The sequence below is a fragment of the Microbacterium sp. bgisy203 genome, assembly GCF_965345155.1.
In the GTDB taxonomy this organism is placed as follows: Bacteria; Actinomycetota; Actinomycetes; order Actinomycetales; family Microbacteriaceae; genus Microbacterium.
This window is the reverse complement of record NZ_CBDRLZ010000012.1, coordinates 1-22,852: the sequence shown is the minus strand read 5'-3', so window position 1 is coordinate 22,852 and position 22,852 is coordinate 1. Positions and strand designations below refer to the sequence as shown.

Annotated in this window: 21 protein-coding genes; 3 read left to right on the top strand and 18 right to left on the bottom strand. The window is 70.6% G+C overall.

The window, feature by feature from the left end:
• Positions 1–4: 4 nt before the first annotated feature.
• The 10 genes from ACRVYW_RS13555 to ACRVYW_RS13510 form a co-directional block, all read right to left on the bottom strand.
• The gene (locus tag ACRVYW_RS13555; protein WP_431805272.1) at positions 5–391 is read right to left on the bottom strand and encodes a hypothetical protein; all 387 of its coding nucleotides are present in this window, start codon (positions 389–391) and stop codon (positions 5–7) included.
• Positions 392–394: 3 nt separating this feature from the next.
• A complete protein-coding gene (pyk, locus tag ACRVYW_RS13550) occupies positions 395–1,837 on the bottom strand; it encodes a pyruvate kinase (RefSeq protein WP_431805271.1) in 1,443 nt (480 codons plus the stop codon).
• Positions 1,834–3,351, bottom strand: a complete 1,518-nt coding sequence (locus tag ACRVYW_RS13545; RefSeq protein WP_431805270.1) for a glutamate synthase subunit beta — start codon at positions 3,349–3,351, stop codon at positions 1,834–1,836. Before ACRVYW_RS13545 ends, pyk begins: the two co-directional genes overlap by 4 nt.
• Positions 3,344–7,915, bottom strand: coding sequence for a glutamate synthase large subunit (gene gltB / locus ACRVYW_RS13540; RefSeq protein WP_431805269.1), 4,572 nt, complete (start codon positions 7,913–7,915; stop codon positions 3,344–3,346). Before gltB ends, ACRVYW_RS13545 begins: the two co-directional genes overlap by 8 nt.
• A 92-nt stretch (positions 7,916–8,007) precedes the next feature.
• Positions 8,008–8,976, bottom strand: a complete 969-nt coding sequence (gene lgt / locus ACRVYW_RS13535) for a prolipoprotein diacylglyceryl transferase (protein WP_431805268.1) — start codon at positions 8,974–8,976, stop codon at positions 8,008–8,010.
• 236 nt (positions 8,977–9,212) lie between these two features.
• A complete protein-coding gene (locus tag ACRVYW_RS13530) occupies positions 9,213–9,512 on the bottom strand; it encodes a GIY-YIG nuclease family protein (RefSeq protein WP_431805267.1) in 300 nt (99 codons plus the stop codon).
• 97 nt (positions 9,513–9,609) lie between these two features.
• A complete protein-coding gene (trpA, locus tag ACRVYW_RS13525) occupies positions 9,610–10,392 on the bottom strand; it encodes a tryptophan synthase subunit alpha (protein WP_431805266.1) in 783 nt (260 codons plus the stop codon).
• The gene (gene trpB / locus ACRVYW_RS13520; RefSeq protein ID WP_431805265.1) at positions 10,389–11,681 is read right to left on the bottom strand and encodes a tryptophan synthase subunit beta; all 1,293 of its coding nucleotides are present in this window, start codon (positions 11,679–11,681) and stop codon (positions 10,389–10,391) included. Before trpB ends, trpA begins: the two co-directional genes overlap by 4 nt.
• Positions 11,682–11,683: 2 nt before the next feature.
• Positions 11,684–12,454 carry an indole-3-glycerol phosphate synthase TrpC gene (trpC, locus tag ACRVYW_RS13515; protein ID WP_431805264.1) on the bottom strand — a complete coding sequence of 257 codons (771 nt, stop codon included), beginning with the start codon at positions 12,452–12,454 and terminating at the stop codon, positions 11,684–11,686.
• Positions 12,455–12,456: 2 nt separating this feature from the next.
• Positions 12,457–12,687 carry a DUF6704 family protein gene (locus ACRVYW_RS13510; RefSeq protein WP_431805263.1) on the bottom strand — a complete coding sequence of 77 codons (231 nt, stop codon included), beginning with the start codon at positions 12,685–12,687 and terminating at the stop codon, positions 12,457–12,459.
• Between the two features lie 171 nt (positions 12,688–12,858).
• Here ACRVYW_RS13510 and ACRVYW_RS13505 point away from each other — a divergent pair, with 171 nt between their 5' ends.
• Positions 12,859–14,145, top strand: a complete 1,287-nt coding sequence (locus tag ACRVYW_RS13505; protein ID WP_431805262.1) for a lipase family protein — start codon at positions 12,859–12,861, stop codon at positions 14,143–14,145.
• A gap of 27 nt (positions 14,146–14,172) precedes the next feature.
• On the opposite strand, the gene ACRVYW_RS13500 is transcribed toward ACRVYW_RS13505, so the two are convergent.
• The 5 genes from ACRVYW_RS13500 to ACRVYW_RS13480 are packed head-to-tail and all read right to left on the bottom strand — an operon-like array spanning position 14,173 to position 17,097.
• Positions 14,173–14,799: a Trp biosynthesis-associated membrane protein gene (locus ACRVYW_RS13500; RefSeq protein WP_431805261.1), complete on the bottom strand. Its 627-nt coding sequence runs from the start codon at positions 14,797–14,799 to the stop codon at positions 14,173–14,175.
• Positions 14,796–15,185, bottom strand: a complete 390-nt coding sequence (gene hisI / locus ACRVYW_RS13495) for a phosphoribosyl-AMP cyclohydrolase (protein WP_431805260.1) — start codon at positions 15,183–15,185, stop codon at positions 14,796–14,798. Before hisI ends, ACRVYW_RS13500 begins: the two co-directional genes overlap by 4 nt.
• The gene (gene hisF, locus ACRVYW_RS13490) at positions 15,182–15,946 is read right to left on the bottom strand and encodes an imidazole glycerol phosphate synthase subunit HisF (RefSeq protein ID WP_431805259.1); all 765 of its coding nucleotides are present in this window, start codon (positions 15,944–15,946) and stop codon (positions 15,182–15,184) included. The genes hisI and hisF overlap by 4 nt, the downstream gene beginning before the upstream one ends.
• A gap of 1 nt (position 15,947) precedes the next feature.
• Positions 15,948–16,790: an ATP phosphoribosyltransferase gene (hisG, locus tag ACRVYW_RS13485; protein ID WP_431805258.1), complete on the bottom strand. Its 843-nt coding sequence runs from the start codon at positions 16,788–16,790 to the stop codon at positions 15,948–15,950.
• Between the two features lie 43 nt (positions 16,791–16,833).
• A complete protein-coding gene (locus ACRVYW_RS13480; RefSeq protein WP_431805257.1) occupies positions 16,834–17,097 on the bottom strand; it encodes a phosphoribosyl-ATP diphosphatase in 264 nt (87 codons plus the stop codon).
• Between the two features lie 103 nt (positions 17,098–17,200).
• Between ACRVYW_RS13480 and glsA the strand changes: the two genes are divergently transcribed.
• A complete protein-coding gene (gene glsA / locus ACRVYW_RS13475) occupies positions 17,201–18,364 on the top strand; it encodes a glutaminase A (RefSeq protein ID WP_431805256.1) in 1,164 nt (387 codons plus the stop codon).
• Between the two features lie 17 nt (positions 18,365–18,381).
• Here the strand turns inward: glsA and rpe are convergent, their stop codons facing one another.
• Positions 18,382–19,047 carry a ribulose-phosphate 3-epimerase gene (gene rpe / locus ACRVYW_RS13470; protein ID WP_431805255.1) on the bottom strand — a complete coding sequence of 222 codons (666 nt, stop codon included), beginning with the start codon at positions 19,045–19,047 and terminating at the stop codon, positions 18,382–18,384.
• A gap of 87 nt (positions 19,048–19,134) precedes the next feature.
• Between rpe and ACRVYW_RS13465 the strand changes: the two genes are divergently transcribed.
• Complete coding sequence (locus tag ACRVYW_RS13465; protein WP_431805254.1) at positions 19,135–20,616, top strand: hypothetical protein; 1,482 nt, start codon at positions 19,135–19,137, stop codon at positions 20,614–20,616.
• 190 nt (positions 20,617–20,806) lie between these two features.
• Here the strand turns inward: ACRVYW_RS13465 and ACRVYW_RS13460 are convergent, their stop codons facing one another.
• On the bottom strand, positions 20,807–22,117 hold the full coding sequence (locus ACRVYW_RS13460; protein ID WP_431805290.1) for an RsmB/NOP family class I SAM-dependent RNA methyltransferase: 1,311 nt from the start codon (positions 22,115–22,117) through the stop codon (positions 20,807–20,809).
• 101 nt (positions 22,118–22,218) lie between these two features.
• On the bottom strand, positions 22,219–22,852 hold a 634-nt coding region (locus ACRVYW_RS13455), incomplete at its 5' end, for a methionyl-tRNA formyltransferase (protein WP_431805253.1).

Below are 22,852 nucleotides of genomic sequence, written 5' to 3'. Positions count from 1 at the left end.
GCTCTCAGGTCGATGCGAGAGAACCCTGCAGCGCCATGAGGAGAGCACCGACCGACACGGCCGTGACGACGAACATCACGAAGGCGGCCACGGTGACGCGCGTGAAGACCCGCCGTCGTCGGTGCGCGCCGTCACCGGTGCCGCTCAGCCCGGTCGCCCCGATACCCAGGACGACGAGGACGCACACCACTCCAATGGGAACCGCCGGAGGAAACGCCCACATCACCACCTGCGGGAAGGTCAGCGAGATGAGAAATCCCGCTGAGTTCTCCGTAGCGGCGAGCACGGGGCCGACGATCGCGAGGAGCAGGAAGACCGCGTTCGCGATCGCCAGCACCCGCACCCAGGTCGCGATGGGTGCGGGTGCCGCCACGTTCGCGGGCGCCGTCACCGTTTACTCGCGGTAGATCGGGGCATTGCCGTTGACGGCGTCGCCGATATTGTGGATGCGGATGTCGTTGGTCGAGCCGATGATGCCGGGAGGGGAACCGGAGATCACGACGACCTTGTCCCCTTCCTTCGCGAGTCCCTTGCCGAGGAAGAACTCGTCGACCTGGATGAACATGAGGTCGGTGTGCGCGACGTGCTCGACGAGCGTCGACTGCACTCCCCACGTGAGCGCCATGCGGCGACGGATCGCGGGGTCGACGGCGAAGGCCATCATCGGGATGCCCGGGCGCAGGCGCGACATGCGACGCGCGGTGTCGCCGGACTCGGTGAAGATGCAGATGTACTTCGCCTCGATGAACTCCGCGACCTCGTTCGCGGCGAGCGTGAGGATGCCGCCCTGCGTGCGCGGCTTCGCCGAGAACGGACGGATCCGCTCCAGGCCGTGCTCCTCGGTCGACTCGACGATGCGCGCCATGGTCTGCACCGTGACGACGGGGTACTCCCCCACGCTCGTCTCGCCCGAGAGCATGACCGCGTCGGCTCCGTCGAGCACGGCGTTGGCGACGTCGGATGCCTCGGCGCGGGTGGGGACGGGCGCGTGCGTCATCGACTCGAGCATCTGCGTCGCGACGATGACGGGCTTCGCCATGCGACGGCAGAGCTCCACCGCGCGCTTCTGCACGATCGGGACGGCTTCGAGGGGCAGCTCGACGGCGAGGTCGCCGCGGGCGACCATGATGCCGTCGAACGCGTCGATGATCTCCTCGAGGTTGTCGACGGCCTGCGGCTTCTCGATCTTGGCGATGACAGGGACCTTCCGGCCCTCCTCCGCCATGATCTCGTGCACGCGGGTGATGTCGCTGGCGTCGCGCACGAACGACAGCGCGATGATGTCGGCGCCGGCGCTCAGGCCCCAGCGGAGGTCGGCCTCGTCCTTCTCGGAGAGGGCGGGGACGCTCACCGCGACGCCCGGGAGGTTGATGCCCTTGTTGTTGGACACCTCTCCGGGGACGATGACCTTCGTGGTGACGACGGGGCCGTCGACGCTCTCGACCTGGACGCGGACCTTGCCGTCGTCGATGAGCAGGTCGTCGCCCGGCTTGACGTCGTCGGGCAGGCCCTTGAACGTCGTCGAGACGATCTCCTTCGTACCGGGGATGTCCTCGGTGGTGATCTTGAACGTGTCGCCCTCGGCGAGCTCGTGCGGGCCGTCGACGAACTTGCCGAGTCGGATCTTCGGCCCCTGCAGGTCGACGAGGATCGCGACCGCGCGGCCGGAGTCGTCGGCCGCCTTGCGGACATTGGCGAAGCGGACCTCGTGCTCGGCGTAGGAGCCGTGGCTCAGGTTCATTCGGGTGACGTCGACACCGGCGTCGATGATCGCGCGGATCATCTCGTACGATTCGGTGGCGGGGCCCAGGGTGGCGACGATCTTCGCGCGTCTCACTGGCTGTATCTCCGGTCTGTGTGCGGTTGTGGGGTGGATCCAGAATACGCGGGCTGCAAGCCGATGGCGAGGTCTGTCGGACGTACCGGCGACGGCAGTGCGGTGCGTCCCATGAGGTACTCGTCGACGGCCGCCGCCGCCGCCCGACCCTCCGCGATCGCCCAGACGATCAGCGACTGGCCGCGCCCGGCATCGCCAGCGACGAACACGCCGGGAGCGGTGGACTGGTAGTCCTCACCGCGCTCGACGTTGCCGCGTCCGGTGAACACGGTAGCGAGTTGCGCCTCGAGCGTGCTGCGCTCCGGGCCGGTGAAACCCATCGCGATGAGGACGAGGTCGGCGGGGATCTCACGCTCGGTGCCGCTCTTGGGGACGCGGCGTCCGTCGGGGAGGTATTCGGTCTCGGCCAGGCGCAGCGCCCGCACTTCGCCCGCGTCGTTCCCGAGGAATTCGACGGTGGATGCCAGGTACGTCCGCTCCCCGCCCTCCTCGTGCGCCGAGGCCACTTCGAACAGCGTCGGCATCGTCGGCCAGGGCTGGTGGTCGGGGCGGGAGGACGGCGGCTGCTTGCCGATGGCGAGGTTCGTGACACTCAACGCGCCCTGGCGGTGGGCCGTGCCGATGCAGTCGGCGCCGGTGTCGCCGCCGCCGATGACGATCACGTGCTTGCCCTCGGCGTGGATCTGGTTCGGCACCTGGTCGCCTGCGACGGCCTTGTTCGACTCGACGAGGTACTCCATCGCGAAGTGCACGCCGTCGAGGTCGCGGCCCGGGATCGGAATGTCGCGCGGCGCGGTGGCGCCGGTCGCGACGACGACGGCGTCGTACCGCGCGCGCAGCTCGTCCCACGTGATGTCGACGCCGATCTCGACGCCCGCGCGGAAGCGGGTGCCTTCGTCCTGCATCTGGCGCAGGCGCGCCTCGAGGTGGCGCTTCTCCATCTTGAAGTCGGGGATGCCGTAGCGCAGCAGACCGCCGATGCGGTCGTCGCGTTCGAACACCGCGACGGTGTGGCCCGCGCGGGTCAGCTGCTGCGCGGCGGCGAGGCCCGCGGGGCCCGAACCGACGACGGCGACGGTCTTGCCGGTGAGGCGCGCGGGCGGCTCCGGCTCGACCCAGCCCTTCGCGAACGCGTCGTCGATCGTCGCGACCTCGATCTGCTTGATCGTCACGGCAGGCTGGTTGATGCCGAGCACGCACGAGCTCTCGCACGGCGCGGGGCACAGGCGGCCGGTGAACTCGGGGAAGTTGTTCGTCGCGTGCAGACGCTCGATCGCGGCGCGACCCTCGCCGCGCCACATGAGGTCGTTCCACTCCGGGATGAGGTTCCCGAGCGGGCATCCCTTGTGGCAGAACGGGATGCCGCAGTCCATGCAGCGGCCCGCCTGCCGGCGCAGCACCGCCGAGTCTCCCGGCTCGTAGACCTCTTTCCAGTCCATGATGCGCACGGGAACCGGCCGGCGCGCCGGGAGCTCGCGCTCGGTGGTCTTGAGGAAGCCCTTCGGGTCAGCCACCGGTCACCTCCAGGATGCGGGTCCAGACGACGTCGCCGTCGGGGTCGAGCCCCTCGGCGGCCGCGTCTTGACGGGTCTGCAGCACCGCGGCGTAGTCGCGCGGCAGGACGCGGACGAAGTTCTCGGCCTCGGCCTCGAAGTCGTCCAGAAGAGCGGCGGCGAGGGTCGATCCGGTCTCGGCGACGTGCTGCTCGAGCAGGTCGCGGAGGATCTCGACGTCGCCCGAGCCGAGGTCGAGCAGCTCGAGCTCTCCGCTCGCGAGCGCCTCGCGGTTGACGAGCGCGCGATCGAGCTTGTAGACGTAGGCCGCGCCGCCGGACATGCCGGCTCCGAGGTTCCGCCCGGTCGTGCCGAGGATCACCGCGAGGCCGCCCGTCATGTACTCGAGCGCGTGATCGCCGACGCCTTCGACGACGGCGGTCGCGCCGGAGTTCCGCACGAGGAACCGCTCCCCCACGACGCCGCGGAGGAACATGCTGCCCTGCGTCGCGCCGTAGCCGATGACGTTGCCGGCGATGACGTTCCGAGACGCGTCGAATGCGGCATCCCGCGGCGGACGCACCACGATCTGCCCGCCCGACAGGCCCTTGCCGACGTAGTCGTTCGAGTCGCCCTCGAGGCGCAGCGTGATGCCCGCGGGAAGGAACGCGCCGAACGACTGGCCGGCGGACCCCGTGAGGTTCACCTCGATCGTGCCGGCGGGGAGGCCGTGCTCGCCGTGGGCGAGCGTGACGCGGTTGCCGAGCATGGTGCCGACCGCGCGCTCGGTGTTGCGGATCGGGAGGTCGACGGAGAGGTGACCGCCGTGCGCGATGACGTCCTGCGCCTGCTCGATGATCGGCACGTCGAAGTGCTTGTCGAGCTCGTGGTCCTGGTCGCGGCGGTGCCGACGCGGAGCGTCGGGAGCGAACGCGGGCCCCTCGAGGATCGGACGCAGGTCGAGTCCGTCGGCCTTCCAGTGCTCGATCGCACCGTTGACGTCGAGCAGGTCGCTGCGCCCGATCGCCTCGTCGAGCGAGCGGAACCCGAGCTCGGCCAGGTACTCGCGTACCTCCTCGGCGAGGAACTCCATGAAGTTCACGACGAACTCGGGCTTGCCGGTGAAGCGGCTGCGCAGCACGGGGTTCTGCGTCGCCACGCCCACGGGGCAGGTGTCGAGGTGGCAGACACGCATCATGACGCAGCCCTCCACGACGAGCGCCGTCGTCGCGAAGCCGAACTCCTCGGCGCCGAGGAGCGCCGCGACGATGACGTCGCGACCCGTCTTCAGCTGCCCGTCGGCTTGCACCACGACGCGGTCGCGCATGTCGTTGAGCATGAGTGTCTGCTGGGTCTCGGCGAGGCCGAGCTCCCACGGCGTGCCGGCGTGCTTGAGGGAGTTGAGCGGGCTCGCACCGGTGCCGCCGTCATGCCCCGACACCAGGATGACGTCGGCCAGGGCCTTCGCGGTGCCGGCGGCGACCGCGCCGATGCCCGACTGGCTCACGAGCTTGACGTGCACCCGGGCGGCGGGGTTCGCCCGCTTCAGGTCGAAGATCAGCTGCTTGAGGTCCTCGATCGAGTAGATGTCGTGATGCGGCGGCGGCGAGATGAGCCCGACGCCGGGGGTGCCGCCGCGGGTGCGGGCGATCCACGGGTAGACCTTGCCGGGCGGGAGCTGCCCGCCCTCGCCGGGCTTCGCGCCCTGGGCGAGCTTGATCTGGATGTCGTCGGCGTGGGTCAGGTACATGCTCGTCACGCCGAAGCGGCCCGAGGCGACCTGCTTGATGGCGCTGCGGCGCGTCGGGTCGAGCAGGCGCTCGACGTCTTCGCCGCCCTCGCCGGTGTTCGACTTCGCGCCGATCGAGTTCATCGCGATCGCGAGCGTCTCGTGCGCCTCCTTGGAGATCGAGCCGTAGCTCATCGCCCCGGTGGAGAAGCGCTTGACGATGGATGCCACCGGCTCCACCTCGTCGATCGGCACCGGCGGACGCTCACCCGTCTTGAGGCGGAACATGCCCCGGAGCGTCTTCAGCTCACTCGCCTGGTCGTCGACGAGCTTCGTGTACTCGCGGAAGATGTCGTACCGCCGCGTACGCGTCGCGTGCTGCAGGCGGAAGACGGTGTCGGGGTTGAACAGGTGCGGGGCGCCGTCGCGGCGCCACTGGTACTCGCCGCCGGTCCACAGGCGCTCGTGGGCGCGCGCGGCCTCGTCCTCGGGGTAGGCGTAGTCGTGACGCGCCTGGTTCTCGATCGCGATCTCGCGGATGCCGATGCCGCCGAGCTTCGTCTCGGTGCCGGTGAAGTAGCGCTTGACGAACTCCTCCGAGAGACCGACAGCCTCGAACACCTGCGACCCCGCGTACGACGACACGGTGGAGATGCCCATCTTGGACATGATCTTGAGCACGCCCTTGCCGAGGGCGTAGATGAGGTTCTTGACAGCCTTCTCGGGCGTGATGCCGGTGATGAAGCCCGCGCGCACGAGGTACTCGACGGTCTCCATCGCAAGGTAGGGGTTGACCGCCGAGGCTCCGTAGCCGATGAGGGTCGCGACGTGGTGGACCTCACGCACGTCGCCCGCCTCGACCACGAGACCGACCTTCATGCGGTTCTGCTTGCGGATGAGGTGGTGGTGCACCGCCGAGAGCATGAGGAGCGAGGGGATCGGGACGAGGTCCTTGTTCGAGTCGCGGTCGCTCAGGATGACGAACTCCGCGCCCTGCGCGATCGCCTCGTCGACCTCGTCGTACATCTCCTCGAGCCGCTGCTCGAGGGCGTTCTCCTCGTGATCGAGGCGGTACAGGCCCCGGATCGTGACCGACCGGCGCCCGGGGAGCGCCTTGTCGATGTTCTGGAGCTTGGCGAGCTCGTCGTTGTCGATCACGGGGAAATCGAGCGTGATCGTGCGGGTGTGGTCGGGGCCCCAGTCCAGGAGGTTCCGCTCGGGGCCGAGGCCGAGCGAGAGAGAGGTGACCACCTCTTCGCGGATCGAGTCGAGCGGCGGATTCGTCACCTGCGCGAACTGCTGCACGAAATAATCGAACAGCAGGCGCGGACGCTCCGAGAGGACGGCGATCGGGGCATCCGACCCCATCGCCCCGAGCGGCTCGGCGCCGTTCTGGCCCATCGGGGTGAGGAGGATGCGGACCTCCTCCTCGGTGTAGCCGAAGGTGCGCTGACGACGCGTGATCGAGGCGATCGGGTGGACGATGTGCTCGCGCTCGGGCAGGTCCTTGAGGCGCACGCGCCCGGCATCCAGCCACTCCTGCCACGGGTGCAGGGTCGCGAGCTCGCGCTTGACCTCGTCGTCCTCGATGATGCGCTGCTGCGCCGTGTCGACGACGAACATCCGGCCGGGGCGCAGGCGCCCGCGCCGCTTGATGCGCTCGGGCTCGAAGTCGAGGACGCCCGTCTCGGAGCCGATCACGACGAGGCCGTCCGTCGTCTCAGTCCAGCGGCCCGGGCGCAGACCGTTGCGGTCGAGGGTCGCGCCGACCAGGGTGCCGTCGGTGAAGATGAGGGCGGCCGGACCGTCCCACGGTTCCATCTGCATCGAGTGGTACTCGTAGAAGGCGCGGAGGTCCGGATCGATGTCGGCCTGCTTCTCGTAGGCCTCGGGCACCATCATCATGACGGCGTGCGGCAGGCTGCGCCCGGTGAGGGTGAGCAGCTCCAGCACTTCGTCGAAGGATGCCGAGTCGCTCGCGCCCTTCGTGCAGATGGGCAGCAGCGGCTTGATGTCTCCGATGAGCTCCGATTCGAGCTGAGACTGGCGGGCGCGCATCCAGTTGCGGTTCGCGCCGACGGTGTTGATCTCGCCGTTGTGCGCGAGCATGCGCAGCGGCTGGGCGAGCGGCCACGACGGGAACGTGTTGGTCGAATAGCGCGAGTGCACGACGGCGAGCTCGGACTGGAAGCGCTCGTCCTGCAGGTCGGGGTAGAACGGCTCGAGCTGGAGCGTCGTGACCATGCCCTTGTAGCCGATGGTGCGCGAGCTCAGCGAGACGAAGTAGGCGCCGTGCTCGCGGCGGGCGCGCTTGCGCAGCCGGTAGACGCGACGATCGAGCGCGATACCGCGGAGGGCCGGCGCGTCGCCGACGGCGGGGTGCGAGACGAAGAGCTGCTCGAAGACGGGGCGCGCGGCGTGCGCGAGCTTGCCGAGGTGCTCCTCCTCGGTGGGGACGGTGCGCCACCCGAGCACCGTGAGGCCCTCGGACGCGGCGATCTTCTCGACGCCCGCCTTGACGGCGGCGCGCTCGTCGTCGTCGCGCGGCAGGAAGGCCATGCCCGCGGCGTACTCGCCCACGGGCGGAAGGTCGAGACCCGAGACCTCACGGAAGAAGGCGTCGGGCATCTGCGTGAGGATGCCGGCGCCGTCGCCGGTTCCCGCATCGGACCCGATCGCGCCGCGGTGCTCGAGGTTCCGCAGGGCCGTCAGAGCGAGGGAGACGATGTCGTGCCCGGGCTCGCCGCGCAGCGTCGCGACCATCGCCAGGCCGCAGGCATCCTTCTCGAATGCCGGGTTGTACATTCCCTGCTTGGCGGGGAATCCCACCGGGACCTCCGGTGCGGAACCCGACATGTCACGCGTGGTCGGTTCTCGACGGGGGCTCGAAGCCATACCTACCGTCCTCAAAATCGTGCTGAATCGGGACGACGTCGGCCCTTGCTGTGTTACTTGCTGACGACTGTGCTTGTGGCGGTGTCCGTGACGGCGTCGGACGTCGGGGGTGCGCTGACGTCGACGAACTCGTCGCTGTTCTGCGATTGTACATCGACCCCACCAGCCCACTCGCGGCCGGGCACATAGGGCGACGGCTCGAGGCCGGGGTGACGGCGCGTCTGCACGGCGAAGATCACGATGCCGACGATGACGCCGATGATCGCCGCCCAGACGTTCGTGCGGAGGCCGAAGAAGACCTCGCTCGGATCGATGCGGATCGACTCCCACACGATCCGGCCGGCGCTGTACCAGATGAGGTACAGGGCGAACAGGCGCCCCCACTGCAGGGTGAAGCGCTTGCCGACCCAGAGCAGGAAGATGACGCCGATCACGTTCCAGATCACCTCGTAGAGGAACGTGGGGTGGAAGAGGGTCCCTTCGGGCAGGCCGACGGGCCACGCGGGGTTCGGATAGTCGATCTCGAGGCCCCACGGGAGGTCGGTGGGCAGGCCGTAGAGCTCCTGGTTGAACCAGTTGCCGAAGCGGCCGAGCGCCTGCGCGAGGAGGAGTCCCGGCGCGAGGCAGTCCGCGAAGGTCCAGAAGCGGATGCCGGTCCACTTGCAGCCGAGCCACGCGCCGAACGCGCCGCCGATGAGGGCGCCGAAGATCGCGATGCCGCCTTCCCAGATGCGGAAGATCGCCCAGATGTCCTTGCCTTCACCGAAGTAGAAGTCCCAATGGGTGACGACGTGGAAGATGCGCGCGCCGATGATCGCGAGCGGCACTGCGAGCAGGCAGATGTCGATGACGACCCACGGCTCCGCGCCGCGCTTGGTCAGGCGGCTGTTCGTCATGATCGCCGCGACCACGATGCCCGCGAGGATGCACAGGGCGTAGAAATGGATCGTCAGCGGGCCGATTTGGAACGAACTGATCGGCGGGCTGGGAATCGAGGCGACGACGAGCGCGGAAGAAAGCACGAGGGGCAGTCTACTTCTCCCGTGAGAGCATCCCCGCCCGCCCGCCCCGGCCTTTGACCGAGCGCAGCCGCCCCGGTCGTTGACCGAGCGGAGTGAGTGGAAACGCGGTGACCCTCCGGCGGTGCGTCGCTCAACGACCGGGGGTGGGGTTCCGGTCGTTGACCGAGCGCAGCGAGTGGAAACGCGGTGACCCTCCGGCGGTGCGTCGTTTCGACTCGGTCGCTGTGCTCCCTCGCTCAACGGCCGGGGGTCGGAGGCCCGTGGTGGCGAGCGCTCCAGCCTTTGATCGCGTTGAGACCGCCTTCCGCGTACGCGAGGCGTTTCGCGTGGCTCCACCCCTGCATGCGCTTCTCCCAGGCGAACGCATCGTCGATGCGGTCCATCTGCTCCGACCACAGCAGGGTCACGGGGCGCCGCCGTCGCGTGTACTCGGCGCCCTCGCCCGCCTGATGCTGCGCCAGCCGACGCTCGAGGTCGAGCGTGCTGCCGATGTAGAGCGTGCCGTCGGCGCATCTCAGCATGTACACGAACGCCATGTCGGGATCATAGCTGTGGGATGCCTGGCGGTGTCGGCGTTGTCCACAGGGCGGCGTTTCGACTCGCCGCTGGCGCGGCTCGCTCAACGACCGGGGGTCAGCGGGTGGTGCCGGAGGCGAGGGCGCGCGCCTCGGCGGTGAGCCCCTCGATACCGCCGTCGCGGAGCGCGCGGACGAGCGCCGTCCCGACGATCGCGCCGTCGGCGTAGGCGACGACGTCGTGCACCTGCTCGGGGGTCGAGATCCCGATGCCGACGCACGCCCGGTCGACGCCGTGCGTCCGCAGCCGTTCGACGAGGGTGCGCGCCGCGGCATCCAGCTCCGCCCGCTCGCCCGTGGTCCCCATCGTCGACACCGTGTAGACGAAACCGGTGGAGGAATCGGCGATCATCTGCAGGCGCTCGTCGGTCGAGGTCGGTGTGGCGAGGAACACGCGGTCGAGGCCCGTGCGCTCCGATGCGGCGATCCAGTCGGCGGCGGCGTCCGGGGTGATGTCGGGCGTGATGAGGCCCGCTCCCCCGGCGGCGAGGAGATCATCGGCATAGCGGTCGACGCCGTACTGCAGCACAGGGTTCCAGTACGTCATGACGAGCACCGGCACGTCGACCCGCTCGGTGATCGCGCGGACGGCGGTGAAGGTGTCGCGCAGGCGGAATCCCGCCTCGAGTGCCGCGTGCGTGGCCTCCTGGATGACGGGGCCGTCCATCACGGGGTCGGAGTAGGGCGGTCCGAGCTCGAGGATGTCGGCGCCCGCCTCGGCCAGCGCGACGGCGGCCTCGATCGACGTCTCGAGATCGGGGTACCCGAGCGGCAGGTACCCGACGAAGGCGCCGCGTCCCTCGGCGCGCGCCGCATCGATGGCGGCGGCGACGCGGCTCACAGTTCGACTCCCTCGCCCTTGGCGCCCTCTTCGGGAGCGGGCGCCTCGACGGGGCTCTCCCCGTCGTACAGTCCGAACCACTGCGCGGCGGTGTCCATGTCCTTGTCGCCGCGGCCGGACAGGCTGACCGCGATGACGGCATCCGGACCCAGCTCGCGTCCGATCCGAAGGGCGCCCGCGAGGGCGTGTGCCGACTCGATCGCGGGGATGATCCCCTCGGTGCGCGAAAGCAGCCGGAGCGCCTCCATCGCCTCGGTATCGGTCGCGGGGATGTACTTCGCCCGGCCGATGTCGGCGAGCCACGCGTGCTCGGGGCCGACGCCCGGGTAGTCCAGGCCCGCCGAGATCGAGTGCGACTCGATCGTCTGCCCGTCCTCGTCCTGCAGCACGTAGGTGCGCGCGCCGTGCAGCACCCCCGGTCGGCCGCGCTCGATGGATGCCGCGTGCTGATCCGTGTCGACGCCGTCGCCGGCCGCCTCGACGCCGTACAGGCGCACGCCGGCATCGTCGAGGAACGCGTCGAACATGCCGATCGCGTTCGAGCCTCCGCCGACGCAGGCGACGACGGCATCCGGCAGCTTGCCGGTCTCCTCCAGCAGCTGCGCGCGCGCCTCTTCGGAGATGATCTTCTGGAAGTCGCGCACCATCGCGGGGAACGGGTGCGGGCCCGCCGCGGTGCCGAAGATGTAGTTCGTCGTCTCCACCGAGGCGACCCAGTCGCGGTACGCCTCGTTGATCGCGTCCTTGAGGGTCCGCGATCCGGTCGTCACCGGGATGACCTCGGCGCCGAGCAGGCGCATGCGGGCGACGTTCAGCGCTTGGCGTTCCGTGTCGACCTCGCCCATGTAGATCGTGCAGTCGAAGCCGAAGAGGGCTGCGGCGGTCGCCGTCGCGACGCCGTGCTGGCCGGCTCCGGTCTCGGCGATGACGCGTGTCTTGCCGAGGCGCTTCGTGAGCAGGGCCTGCCCGATGACGTTGTTGATCTTGTGCGAGCCGGTGTGGTTGAGGTCTTCGCGCTTGAGGAACACGCGCGCCCCCCCGGCGTGCTCGGCGAAGCGCGGCACCTCGGTGAGGGCCGACGGCCGCCCCGCGTAGGAGCGCAGCAGGCCCTCGAACTCGGCCTGGAAGGCGGGGTCGACGACGGCGGCCTCATAGACGGCTGTCAGCTCGTCGATGGCGGCGATGAGGGACTCGGGCATGTACCGCCCGCCGAACTCGCCGAAGAACGGGCCGTGCTGGTCCCGCAGACTCTGGATGCCGGGACTCTGAACGTCGGGGCTGGTCGACATGCTCATACCTCCAGAAACGCGTGCAGGGTCGAGACGGGATCGTTCGTCACGAGCGCTTCGCCGACGAGGACCACGTCGGCGCCCGCGCGGCGGTAGTGCGCGACGTCGGCGGGGGTGAGGACGGCGGACTCGGCGATCTTCACGGCATCCGCCGGGAAGTGCTCGGCGAGGGATCCGAACAGGTCGCGGTCGAGCTCGAACGTGGAGAGGTTCCGCGCGTTCACGCCGATGAGCTGCGCGCCGATGTCGGCGGCGCGGTCGAGCTCGTCACGTGAGTGCGTCTCGACGAGCGGCGTCATGCCGAGCTCGCGCACGAGGTCGTGGAGCTCGCCGAGGAGCGGCTGCTCCAGCGCCGCGACGATGAGGAGCACGAGGTCGGCGCCGGACGCGCGGGCCTCGAGCACCTGGTACGGCGTCGCGATGAAGTCCTTCCGCAGGACCGGCAGCGACACGCGCTCCTTGACGGCCTCGAGGTCGGCCAGCGAGCCCTTGAACTTCCGTCCCTCGGTGAGGACGGAGATCGCCGAGGCGCCGCCTTCTTCGTACAGGGATGCCTGCCGTGCGGGGTCGGGGATGGCGGCGAGGTCTCCCCGCGAGGGGCTCGCGCGCTTCACCTCCGCGATGATCTTCACGCGGTCAGCCGGGGCGAGGGCGGCGAGGGCATCGCGCGCGTGCGCCTGCGCGAGCGCGGCGCGCTCGACATCGGCGAGCGGCCGGGCGACGGCGCGGGCCTCGGCATCCTCCACCGCACCGGCGGTGAGGCCTGCCAGCATGATCAGTGCTGCTTCGGGGTGTACTTGGGCCCGTGCGCGCCGTAGCCGGCCTTCGACATCAGCACGCCGACGACGGCGCCGATGACGAGGAGGACGACCGACGCCCAGACGAGCGCGGGCTTGTCGAGGAAGAAGAAGAGCGTTCCCAGCGAGATCGCCACGAGCATGATGACCACCGAGGTCCAGGCGGCCGGCGAGTGTCCGTGGCCGGGATCTTCGATGTCGTAGCTCATGATGCTCCTCTGGAAAGGCGGGCGTGGGCGGGTCGCGCCCAGTCTAGCGGGCGGGCGCGCTGCGGCCGGTACGCGGGGGACGCCGTCTCGGGTGCGGCTGTGGACAATCCGCGCGCGCCGCTCCGGGTGGCGCTAGGGTGACGCCGAATCCGCACACCAATGGAGGTCTGCATGCGTCGAACGACGATGTCCGCCGCTGCCGCGATCGTGGCACTGTCCCTGTCCGCCCTGTTCGCGACGCCCGCGAGCGCCGCGCCCACGCCGGGTTTCTACGACCCGCCGGCGCAGCTGCCCGCTGCCAACGGCGCGCTCGTGAAGTCCGAACCGATGAACCTGTTCGCCCAGGTGCGCAAGAACGGCGGCGCGACCTCGCTCCCCGGCACCGCGACCCGCATCGCGTACCGCTCCACGGACGCCCTCGGCGCCCCCGTCGCGGTGACGGGGGCGTACATCGAGCCGACGGCCCCGTGGGCGCACGGGCAACGCCCCCTCGTCGTCCTCGCCGCGGGCACCCAGGGCCAGGGCGACGCGTGCGCGCCGTCGAAGTCGCTCGAGTCGCTCATCGTCGTCGACGACACGCAGATCTCCCTGAACTACGAGATCCCGAACATCTACGCGTTCCTCGCCCGCGGCATCGCGGTCGTCGTGACCGATTACGTCGGTCTCGGAACGCCCGACCGCGTGCACACGTACGGTGTGCGGCTAGATCTCGCCCACGCTGTGCTGGATGCCGCGCGCGCCGCGCTCACGGTGCCGGGTGCGTCGGTGAACGCGTCCTCGCCGGTGGGGCTGTACGGCTACTCGCAGGGCGGCGGCGCGGTCGCCGCGGCGGCGGAGCTCGCCTCGTCCTACGCGCCAGAGCTCAACATCAAGGGCACCTTCGCCGGCGCTCCCCCCGCCGACCTGTTCGGCGTGCTGCAGACCGCGGACGGCGGACTGACCGCGGCGGTCGGCTACGCGTTCAACGGCATCCTGAGCTACTACCCCGCGGCGAAGGCGGAGCTCGACGGCGCGTTGAACGACGCCGGGCGCGCGGCCCTCGACGGACTCTCCCGCGCGTGCACGGTCGACGCCGCCCTCACCTACCGCGGCGTCACGACGTCGCAGTGGACGACGACCGGTGAGTCGTTCGCGCAGGTCGTCGGCCGCTCGCCGGCGGCTCAGCAGGCGATCGCCGACCAGCGCATCGGTCTCGGTGTTCCGAACGCCCCCGTGCAGGTGCTCACCGGCACGAAGGACGACGTCGTCCAGCACGCCCAGGCCAAGCAGCTCGCGGCGGACTGGTGCGCGCGCGGGGCGAAAGTCACCTACGTGCCGGTGATCCAGCCGGTGAAGACATCGGTCAACCACCTCGGTCCGGCCGTGACGCGGGCGCTGCCGAGCCAGCAGTGGCTGGTCGACCGGCTCGTCGGCCTCCCCGCGTTCGGCAACTGCGGCCATCTCGGCTGGCTGCCGTGATCGGTCGCGCGATGACGCCGGTCGAGGTCAGCGCGCCGTCGGGTCGTCGCCGTGCGACAGCTCGTCCCACGAGTCGATCGCGCGGTCGCTGATCGAGTCATACGGGCGGGGGCCGGCGCTCGCCGTCTGCCCTCGCCCGGGAGAGGACTCGCCGCTTTGCCGGTAGCGGCGCCCGCCGCTGCGCCACCGGTGCGCCGTGGCGAGGGTGAACACGCCCCCCGCCGCGATGAGGAGGCCGCCGAGCGCGGCGGCGAAGGGCCACACGGTGCCCTCGATCGCGGTCACGAGGTCGGCGATCGCCTGCCCTCCCGAGAGGCCGGTCGCGGCGGTGACGGCCGGAGCGACCGCGTCGAGCGGATGGCCGAGGGCGATGCGGAGCGCGCCGACGAGGATCGTGCCGCCGATGACCGCGGCGAGGACGCCGAACACGTAGCGCAGCACGCGCCCGACGACCGTGAGCGCGAGCCCGAGCGCGAGCGCGGCGAGGGCGAGGGGCGCGAGCAGGGGCAACGCGTCGGCACCCGCGACCTCGAGCGCCTCGTCCGTTCCCGCCTGCAGCGTGACGGTCAGCCACGTCTGCGTCGACGCGATGAGCGCGAGCGCGCCGCCCAGGACGATCGTGAGAACGGCGTACAGACGTCCTTTCGCCGTCACGAGACGCCCTCGGGCTCGTCGCCGGAGACCGGGTGCAGATCGCCAGCCACCGGGTGCAGATCGTCGGCGTCGAAGCACGTGCGGTCGCCCGTATGGCACGCGGCACCGATCTGCTCGACGGCGATCAGCAGCGCGTCGCCGTCGCAGTCGAGGCGCGCGCCCTTGACGTACTGGGCGTGGCCGGAGGTGTCGCCCTTCCGCCAGTACTCCTGACGTGAGCGCGACCAGAAGGTCACGCGGCCTTCGGTGAGCGTGCGCCGCAAGGCTTCGGCATCCATCCACCCCAGCATGAGCACCTCGCCGGTGTCGTGCTGCTGGATGATCGCGGGCGCCAGGCCATCGGCGTTGAAGGCCACCCGGGCGATGCGGTCGTCGACGTCGCTCATCGGCGCACCTCGATCCCGTCGGCGGCGAGCGCGTTCTTGACCTCGCCGATCGTGAGCTCGCCGGAATGGAAGACGGATGCCGCGAGCACCGCGTCGGCTCCCGCGTGGAGGGCCGGGGCGAAATCGCCCACCGCGCCCGCACCACCCGACGCGATCACGGGTACGGAAGAGATCTCCCGCATGAGGGAGGTGAGCTCGAGATCGAACCCGTCCTTCGTGCCGTCGGCGTCGATCGAGTTCACGAGCAGCTCGCCGGCGCCCCGGTCGATCGCCTCGCTCGCCCAGTCGAGCGCATCGAGGTCGGTCAGGGTGCGTCCGCCGTGGGTCGTCACGACGAATCCCGACCGGGTGCCGGGGGCGCGCTTGACGTCGAGGGAGAGGACGAGCACCTGCGAGCCGAAGCGGTCGGCGATCTCGCCGACGAGCTCGGGGCGGGCGATCGCGGCGGAATTCACGCCGATCTTGTCCGCGCCGACGGCGAGCAGGCGCGCCACGTCGTCGGCGGTGCGCACTCCCCCGCCGACGGTCAGAGGGATGAACACCTCCTCCGCGGTGCGGCGGACGACGTCGTACGTCGTCGCACGGTCATCGACCGTCGCCGTGACGTCGAGGAAGGTCAGCTCGTCGGCCCCCTGCGCGAAGTACAGCGCGGCGAGTTCGACCGGGTCGCCCATGTCGCGGAGGTTCTCGAAGTTGACGCCCTTGACGACGCGGCCCGCGGCGACATCGAGGCACGGGATCACCCGGCACGCGAGACTCATCTCAGAGCCTCGCGTTGTGGATGGGAGTGACGAGGATCGCCCGCGCGCCGATCGCGTACAGCGCGTCCATGACCTGGTTGACGGTCTTCCGGGGGCTCATGACGCGCACAGCGACCCAGGCGGGGTCGCGCAGCGGAGAGATCGTCGGCGACTCGATACCGGGTGCGAGCACGACCGCCTCGTCGACGAGGTCGGCGGGGAGGTCGTAGTCGATCAGCACGTAGCGGCGCGCGACCATGACTCCGCGCAGGCGCCGCAGCAGCGTCTCGACGCCGTCGGCCTCGACGGGTGCGCCGATGAGGACGGCCTCGGATTCGAGGAGCACGGGCCCGAAGATCTCGAGGCCCGCCTGCTTGAGGGTCGTCCCGGTCGAGACGACGTCGGCCACGGCATCTGCCACACCGAGCTGGACGGCCGACTCGACGGCGCCGTCGAGCGGCACGAGATCGACGGCGACGCCCTGCTCGTCGAGGAATGCGTCGACCAGGCCCGGGTAGGCCGTCGCGACGCGGAGCCCCTCGAGGTCGGTGACGTCGCGGAACCGACCGGGAGGGCCGGCGAAGCGGAACGTCGAGCCACCGAAGCCGAGCTGCTCGATCTCCCGCGCGCCCGGCATCCGTGCGTCGAGCAGTAGGTCACGACCGGTCACGCCGACGTCGAGCGCGCCCGAGCCGACGTAGGTGGCGATGTCCTTCGGGCGCAGGTAGAAGAACTCGACCTCGTTCACGGGGTCGATGACGTGCAGGTCCTTCGGGTCGCGACGACCGGTGTACCCGGCCTCGGCGAGCATCTCGGCGGTGGTGTCGGCGAGGGAGCCCTTGTTCGGCACGGCGATGCGCAGCATGGCGGGAGCTTTCGTGTCGGAGTGTGTGGAGGACGAGGCGCGCTCAGAGATGTCGGTAGACGTCCTCGAGTGACAGGCCCTTGGCGAGCATCAGCACCTGCAGGTGGTAGAGCAGCTGCGAGATCTCCTCGGCCGTCTCGGCATCCGTCTGGTACTCGGCGGCCATCCAGACCTCGGCGGCCTCTTCGACGATCTTCTTGCCGATCGCGTGCACGCCGCGGTCGAGCTGCGCGACGGTGCCCGAGCCCTCGGGGCGGGAGGCTGCGGTCGCGGTCAGTTCCGCGAAGAGGCCCTCGAACGTCTTCACCCTGACAGGCTACCGGTCCCCGCCCGGGTCGGACGCACGGACGGTGCGCTGCGGGGCGCGGGCACGGGGACACGCGCGCAGGGGCGCTGGCTAGGGTCGAGACATGGATGCCATCAGTCAGCTGCTCTGCGACGTTCTCGACGAGGTCCGCCCCGACGCCTCCGGCGCGGTCGCCGACTACATCCCGCAGCTCGCCTCCGCCGATCCGGACCGCCTCGGACTGGCGATCATCGGCCCGCGCGCGGGCATCAGCGCCGTCGGCGACGCGGACGCGGCGTTCACCATCCAGTCGATCTCGAAGGCGATGGTGTTCGCGCTCGCCGTCGACCGGTGGGGTCCGGATGCCGTGATGCAGAAGGTCGACGTCGAACCGAGCGGCGAGCCGTTCAACGCGATCAGCCTCGAGAAGGGCACGGGGCGCCCCGCGAACCCGCTCATCAACGCGGGCGCGCTCGCCGTCACGTCGCTCATCCCGGGTGCAGACATCGTCGAGCGGTCGGCGACGATCCTCGCGGGCTTCTCGGCGTTCGCGGGGCGCGACCTGGCCGTCGACGAAGACGTGTACCGATCGGAGTCGGCGACGGGTGACCGCAATCGTGCGCTCGGGCATCTGCTGCGCTCGTACGGGATCTTCACCGACGAGGTGGACGACGTCGTCGAGACCTACTTCCGACAGTGCTCGGCCCTCGTCACGGTGCAGGACCTCTGCGTCATGGCGGGAACCCTCGCCTTCGGGGGCCGAAACCCCCTCACCGGGGAGCGGGTGGTGAGCGAGCGCAGTGCGCGTGACACCGTCGCGGTCATGTCGTCGTGCGGCATGTACGACAACTCCGGCGAATGGCTGCTGCGTGTCGGCCTCCCGGCCAAGAGCGGCGTCGCGGGCGGGCTGATCGCGATCTCGCCGTCGCAGTTCGGTGTCGGCGTGTTCAGTCCGCGTCTGAACGCGCGCGGCAACACGGTGCGCGGGCAGATGGTCCTCGAGAAGCTGTCGGAGCGATTCGGCATGCACGTCTTCGAGGCTCACGAAGCCGTTGCGACGCCCGAGGTCGCCATTCGGGAGGACGGCGACGAACTGCGGGTCATCCTCGGCGGTGAGCTCTCCTTCAGCGGCGTCGAGCGGGTGCTCACGCGCCTGAGGGACATCGACCTGCCGGGTCGGTCGATCGTGATCGACGCCGGAGGCCTCGCCCAGGTGCACCCGATGGCGATCGACGTGCTACGCCGGCAGGTATCCGACTCGGACAGACGCGTGCGCGTCGAAGGCTGACCGGCTGGCCGTCTGCGTCAGTGGGTATGCGCGGATGCCTCGGAGCGGAGCGCCTCGATCGCCCGCCCGGGGTCGTCGGCGCCGAAGACGGCCGACCCGGCGACGAACGTGTCGGCTCCGGCTTCGGCGGCCTGCGCGATCGTCGAATCGGAGATGCCGCCGTCGACCTGCAGCCACACCTGCGAGCCGCGACGTCGTGCTTCGTCGCGCAGGAGCGCGAGCTTGGGCATCTGGTCGGCCATGAAGCTCTGCCCGCCGAAGCCCGGCTCGACGGTCATCACGAGGATCTGGTCGAACTCGTCGAGCACCTCGAACAGCCCCTCGACGGGTGTCGCCGGCTTGACGGCCACGCCCGCCCGCGCGCCGATCTGACGGAGGCGGCGCGCGAGGGTGAGCGGGTCGGCGGCCGCCTCGAGGTGGAAGGTCACCGAGGCCGCGCCGAGCTCCGCATACCCCGGCGCCCAGGTGTCGGGGTCGGTGATCATGAGGTGCACATCGAGCGGGACGGGGCTGGTCTCCTGGATGCGCTGGACCATCTGGGGGCCGAAGGTGAGGTTCGGCACGAAGTGGTTGTCCATGACGTCGACGTGCACGAAATCGGCGTTCGCGATCCGCTCCAGATCGGCCTGCATGTTCACGAAGTCGGCGGAAAGGATGCTGGGGTTGATGCGCGGCTCGCTCACGCGCCCATTATCCACACCGCCGCGGGAAACGGCGTTGTGGGCGCGTCGAAACCGATAGGGTCCTCACAGGTATCGAGAAGGAGAGCCATGAGCAACGACGGCGCACCGCAGCCGCAGTGGGACGCTGAGGCCGGACAATGGGTGTCCGGAGATCACCGGTGGGATGCCGCGAGCGGCCAATGGGTCGCGCGCGACACCGCCGCTCAGACCCCGCCCGCGCCGCAGGCGCCCGCGAGCGACGCCGCGCCCGCGAGCGACGCGGCGCCCGCTGCGGAGTCCGAGGCGCCCGCCACGCCGCAGACGCCCTCGCAGCCGACGACCGGCGCAGAGGCTCCGGCGACGCCGTACGCGAGTCAGCAGACGTCTCCGCAGGCCTACCCCGCTCAGGGTCAGCAGCCCTACCCCGGTCAGCAGGCCCACCCGGGCCAGCAGTCCTACCCCGGGCAGCAGGCCTACCCGGGCCAGCAGCAGGCATCCCCTGCCCAGCCGTACGGCTCGCAGGCGTACCCGACGCAGACCGACACCACCAGCAAGAAGAAGCTCGGCACAGGCGCGATCATCGGCATCATCGCCGGTGGCGTCGTCCTCCTCCTGCTCATCGTGCTCGGCATCGTCGCACTCGTCGGCGCAGCGGGCGGCTCGTCTCCCTCCGGTGGTGGCGGCGGTGACGACACGAAGAAGTCCAGCCCCGAACAAGTGGTCACGTCGTACCTCGAGGCGATCGCCGACGGCGATGCGAAGACGGCTCTCGGGCTCATGGAGAGCAAGCCGTCCGATACGACGCTCCTCACCGATGAGGCGCTCGCCGCGTCGAACGAGCTCGGTGAGATCGCGGACATCGACGTCACCGCGCCGAAGACCGACAAGGACTCCTATTCGGCTGATGTCGAGGCGTCTTTCACGGTCGGCGGCGAGCCGGTCTCGGGCACGTTCCGGGTGGCCGACTACTCGGGCAAGGGCGAGTGGGAGATCTACGTCGGCACGATCGACATCTACCTGGGCGACCGCTACAAGGGGCTCGGCTCCACGATCAACGGCATCGATATCGATGACGCGGAGAGCGTCACCGTCTTCCCGGGCACGTACGAGCTGGCCGTCTCGAACGAGAACTACGCGCTCAGCGGGACCACGTCGGCCGTCGTGAGCGACCCCGCCGACTACACGGAGGGAGACCTCGAAGCGACCGTCGGCCTGAGCGAGTCGGGCCTCACCGCTTTCCGTACGGCAGTCAACGATTCGGTCAACGCCTGCGTGGCCTCCAAGACGCTCGAGGCGGGTTGCGGGCTCACCGTTCCCGGAACACTCAGTGACGGCACCCAGATCGTTGACGGCACCCTGACGCGTACGCTCAGCGCCGATGCCCAGGCGAAGCTCGCGAACCTGCAGCCCGATGAGATCTACGGCGACCCGATGCAGGTGAGCGGGCCTTACATCGGTTCGGTCGATGTCGTGGCCGACTGCATCGTCGATGGCCAGACGATGACGGGGTGCGAGTTCTTCTTCACACCGTCGATCGGCTCGCCGCTCGTCGACTTCACGACGACGCCGCTCACCGTGCGCTGGGACTGACGCATCACGCGCCGACGGGCGCCGGGGCACTCCTTCGCGGAGCGCCCCGGCGCCCGTTCGCGTAAGCCGGCCCCGTGAACCCGACCCGGTGAACCCGGCCCCGTGAACCCGGCCCCGTGAACCCGGCCCCGTGAACCCGACCCGCGGCGAACCGCGTTCCGCTTCGGGTTCGGATGAGTCGGCGGGAGTGTCAGCGTCGCCGCAAGAGCGAGATTGACATCGCGTCGGTGCCGTGGCGGTGCGGCCAGAGCTGGGCACGTCCGCTACCCCCCGATTCCGGGAGGTCGATCGGATGCCGGGAGATCTCCGCGACGACGGCCCGCGCGTCGAGCTCCTCGACCGCGTCGCCGTGACGACGAAGCGCCTCGGACACGACTGCGGCCGTCTCGGCGAGGTGCGGCGAGCAGGTGACGTACGCGACGATTCCTCCCGGCGCGAGCGCCGCGAGCGCGGCATCCAGCAGCTCCGACTGGAGCGCGGCGAGAGCAGGTACATCGGCCGGCGATTTGCGCCAGCGCGCTTCGGGGCGTCGCCTCAGCGCGCCGAGACCGGTGCAGGGCGCGTCGACGAGGATGCGGTCGTACCGCCCCTTCCCCGCGCGCGTGCGTCCGTCCTCTTCCGAGACCGGCACGTCGAGTGGCACGCCGGCCACCGAGTCGCGGACGAGACCGGCGCGCGCCGGGGACAGTTCGTTGGCTTCCAGCAGGGCGCCTCCCGCGAGCGCTTCCGCGGCGAGGACCGCGGTCTTGCCGCCGGGAGCGGCGCACAGGTCGAGCCACCGCTCCCCCGCACGCACCGGCGCAACCCGGCTGAGCGCGAGTGCGGCGAGCTGCGAGCCCTCGTCCTGCACGCGCACGCGCCCTTCCGAGGCGACGACGAGGGCGCCCGGGTCGCCGCCGGGCGAGCGGAAGCCGATCGGCGAGTAGGGGGTGGCTTCGGCATCCGAGGGGACATCGGCGAGCCCGGGGAGAGCGCTCATCGTCACGACCGGTGAGACGTTGTCGGCCTCGAGAAGTGACTCGAGTTCGTCGGCGCGCCCCTCCGCGGCGAGGGCGCGGCGGAACGCGCGGATCACCCAGACGGGGTGCGCGTAGCGCAGGCCCAGGCGCTCGTCCTCCGAGCGGGCGGCTGCGTCGAGTCGAGCGAGCCACTCGTCGATCGACCTCTCCGACACGCGCCGGAGCACGGCGTTCGCGAAGCCCGACGCGGGCTTTCCCGCAGCCTGCCGCACCTGGCGCACCGTCTCGTTGACCGCGGCGTGCGAGGGCGTGCGCATCGACAGGAGCTGGTGCGTGCCGAGGCGCAGCGCGTCGAGGACGGCCGGGTCGATGGCCGAGACCGAGCGACCTGCGGCATCCGCGATGATCGCGTCGTACGTGCCCTCGCGGCGGAGCGTGCCGTAGGTCAGCTCGGTCGCGAGCCCGGCGTCGGCGCCGCTCAGTCCCGCGCGGGCGATCGCCCGCGGCAGGAGCAGGTTCGCGTAGGCGTCGGAGGTGTGCACGGCGCGGAGCGTGTCATAGGCGACCCAGCGCGGCGACCGCCCGGATGCCTCCTGCGCGCGGCCGCGCGCGTGCGCCTCGGCGCCCGACGCGTCGCGGGCGCTCACGACTCACCCCCGTCGGCGGCGTCGCTGTCGTCGTGTTCGCGTGGAAGGTCGGCGCGCGGGGTCGCGCCGCGGAGCCCCCGCCACCAGTCGGGGGCACCCATCGCCGCCTTGCCGGCGGGCTGGACCCTCTTCAGCAGGATCGTGCCGTCGCCTGTGCCCATGACCACATCGCGCCCGACGAGCGCGAACTCGCCCGCTGCCGCCGCGCCGTCGGGGCCACGCAGTGCGGCGAGGATCTTGAGGCGCTGCCCGTCGATCGTCACGAACGCCCCGGGCTCGGGCGTCGTGCCCCGGTAGCGGTCGAGCACGCGGTCGGCGGATGCCGTGAGGTCGAGCGCGCCGTCGGCGAGGGTCAGCTTCGGGGCGAGCGTCGGCTCTCCCGTCTGTGCCGCGGCGCGGGCGGTGCCCGCATCTATGGCGTCGACCACCTCGGTCAGGAGCGCCGCGCCGACGTCGGCGAGGTTGGCGAGCACCTCCCCCGCGGTCGCCCCGCGCGGCACGTCGTAGCGGACCTCGCCGTAGACGTCGCCGGCATCGAGGGCGGGCACGAGCTGGAACACGGCCGCGCCGGTCACGCGGTCACCGGCGATGAGCGCGTGCTGCACCGGGGCGGCGCCGCGCCCACGCGAG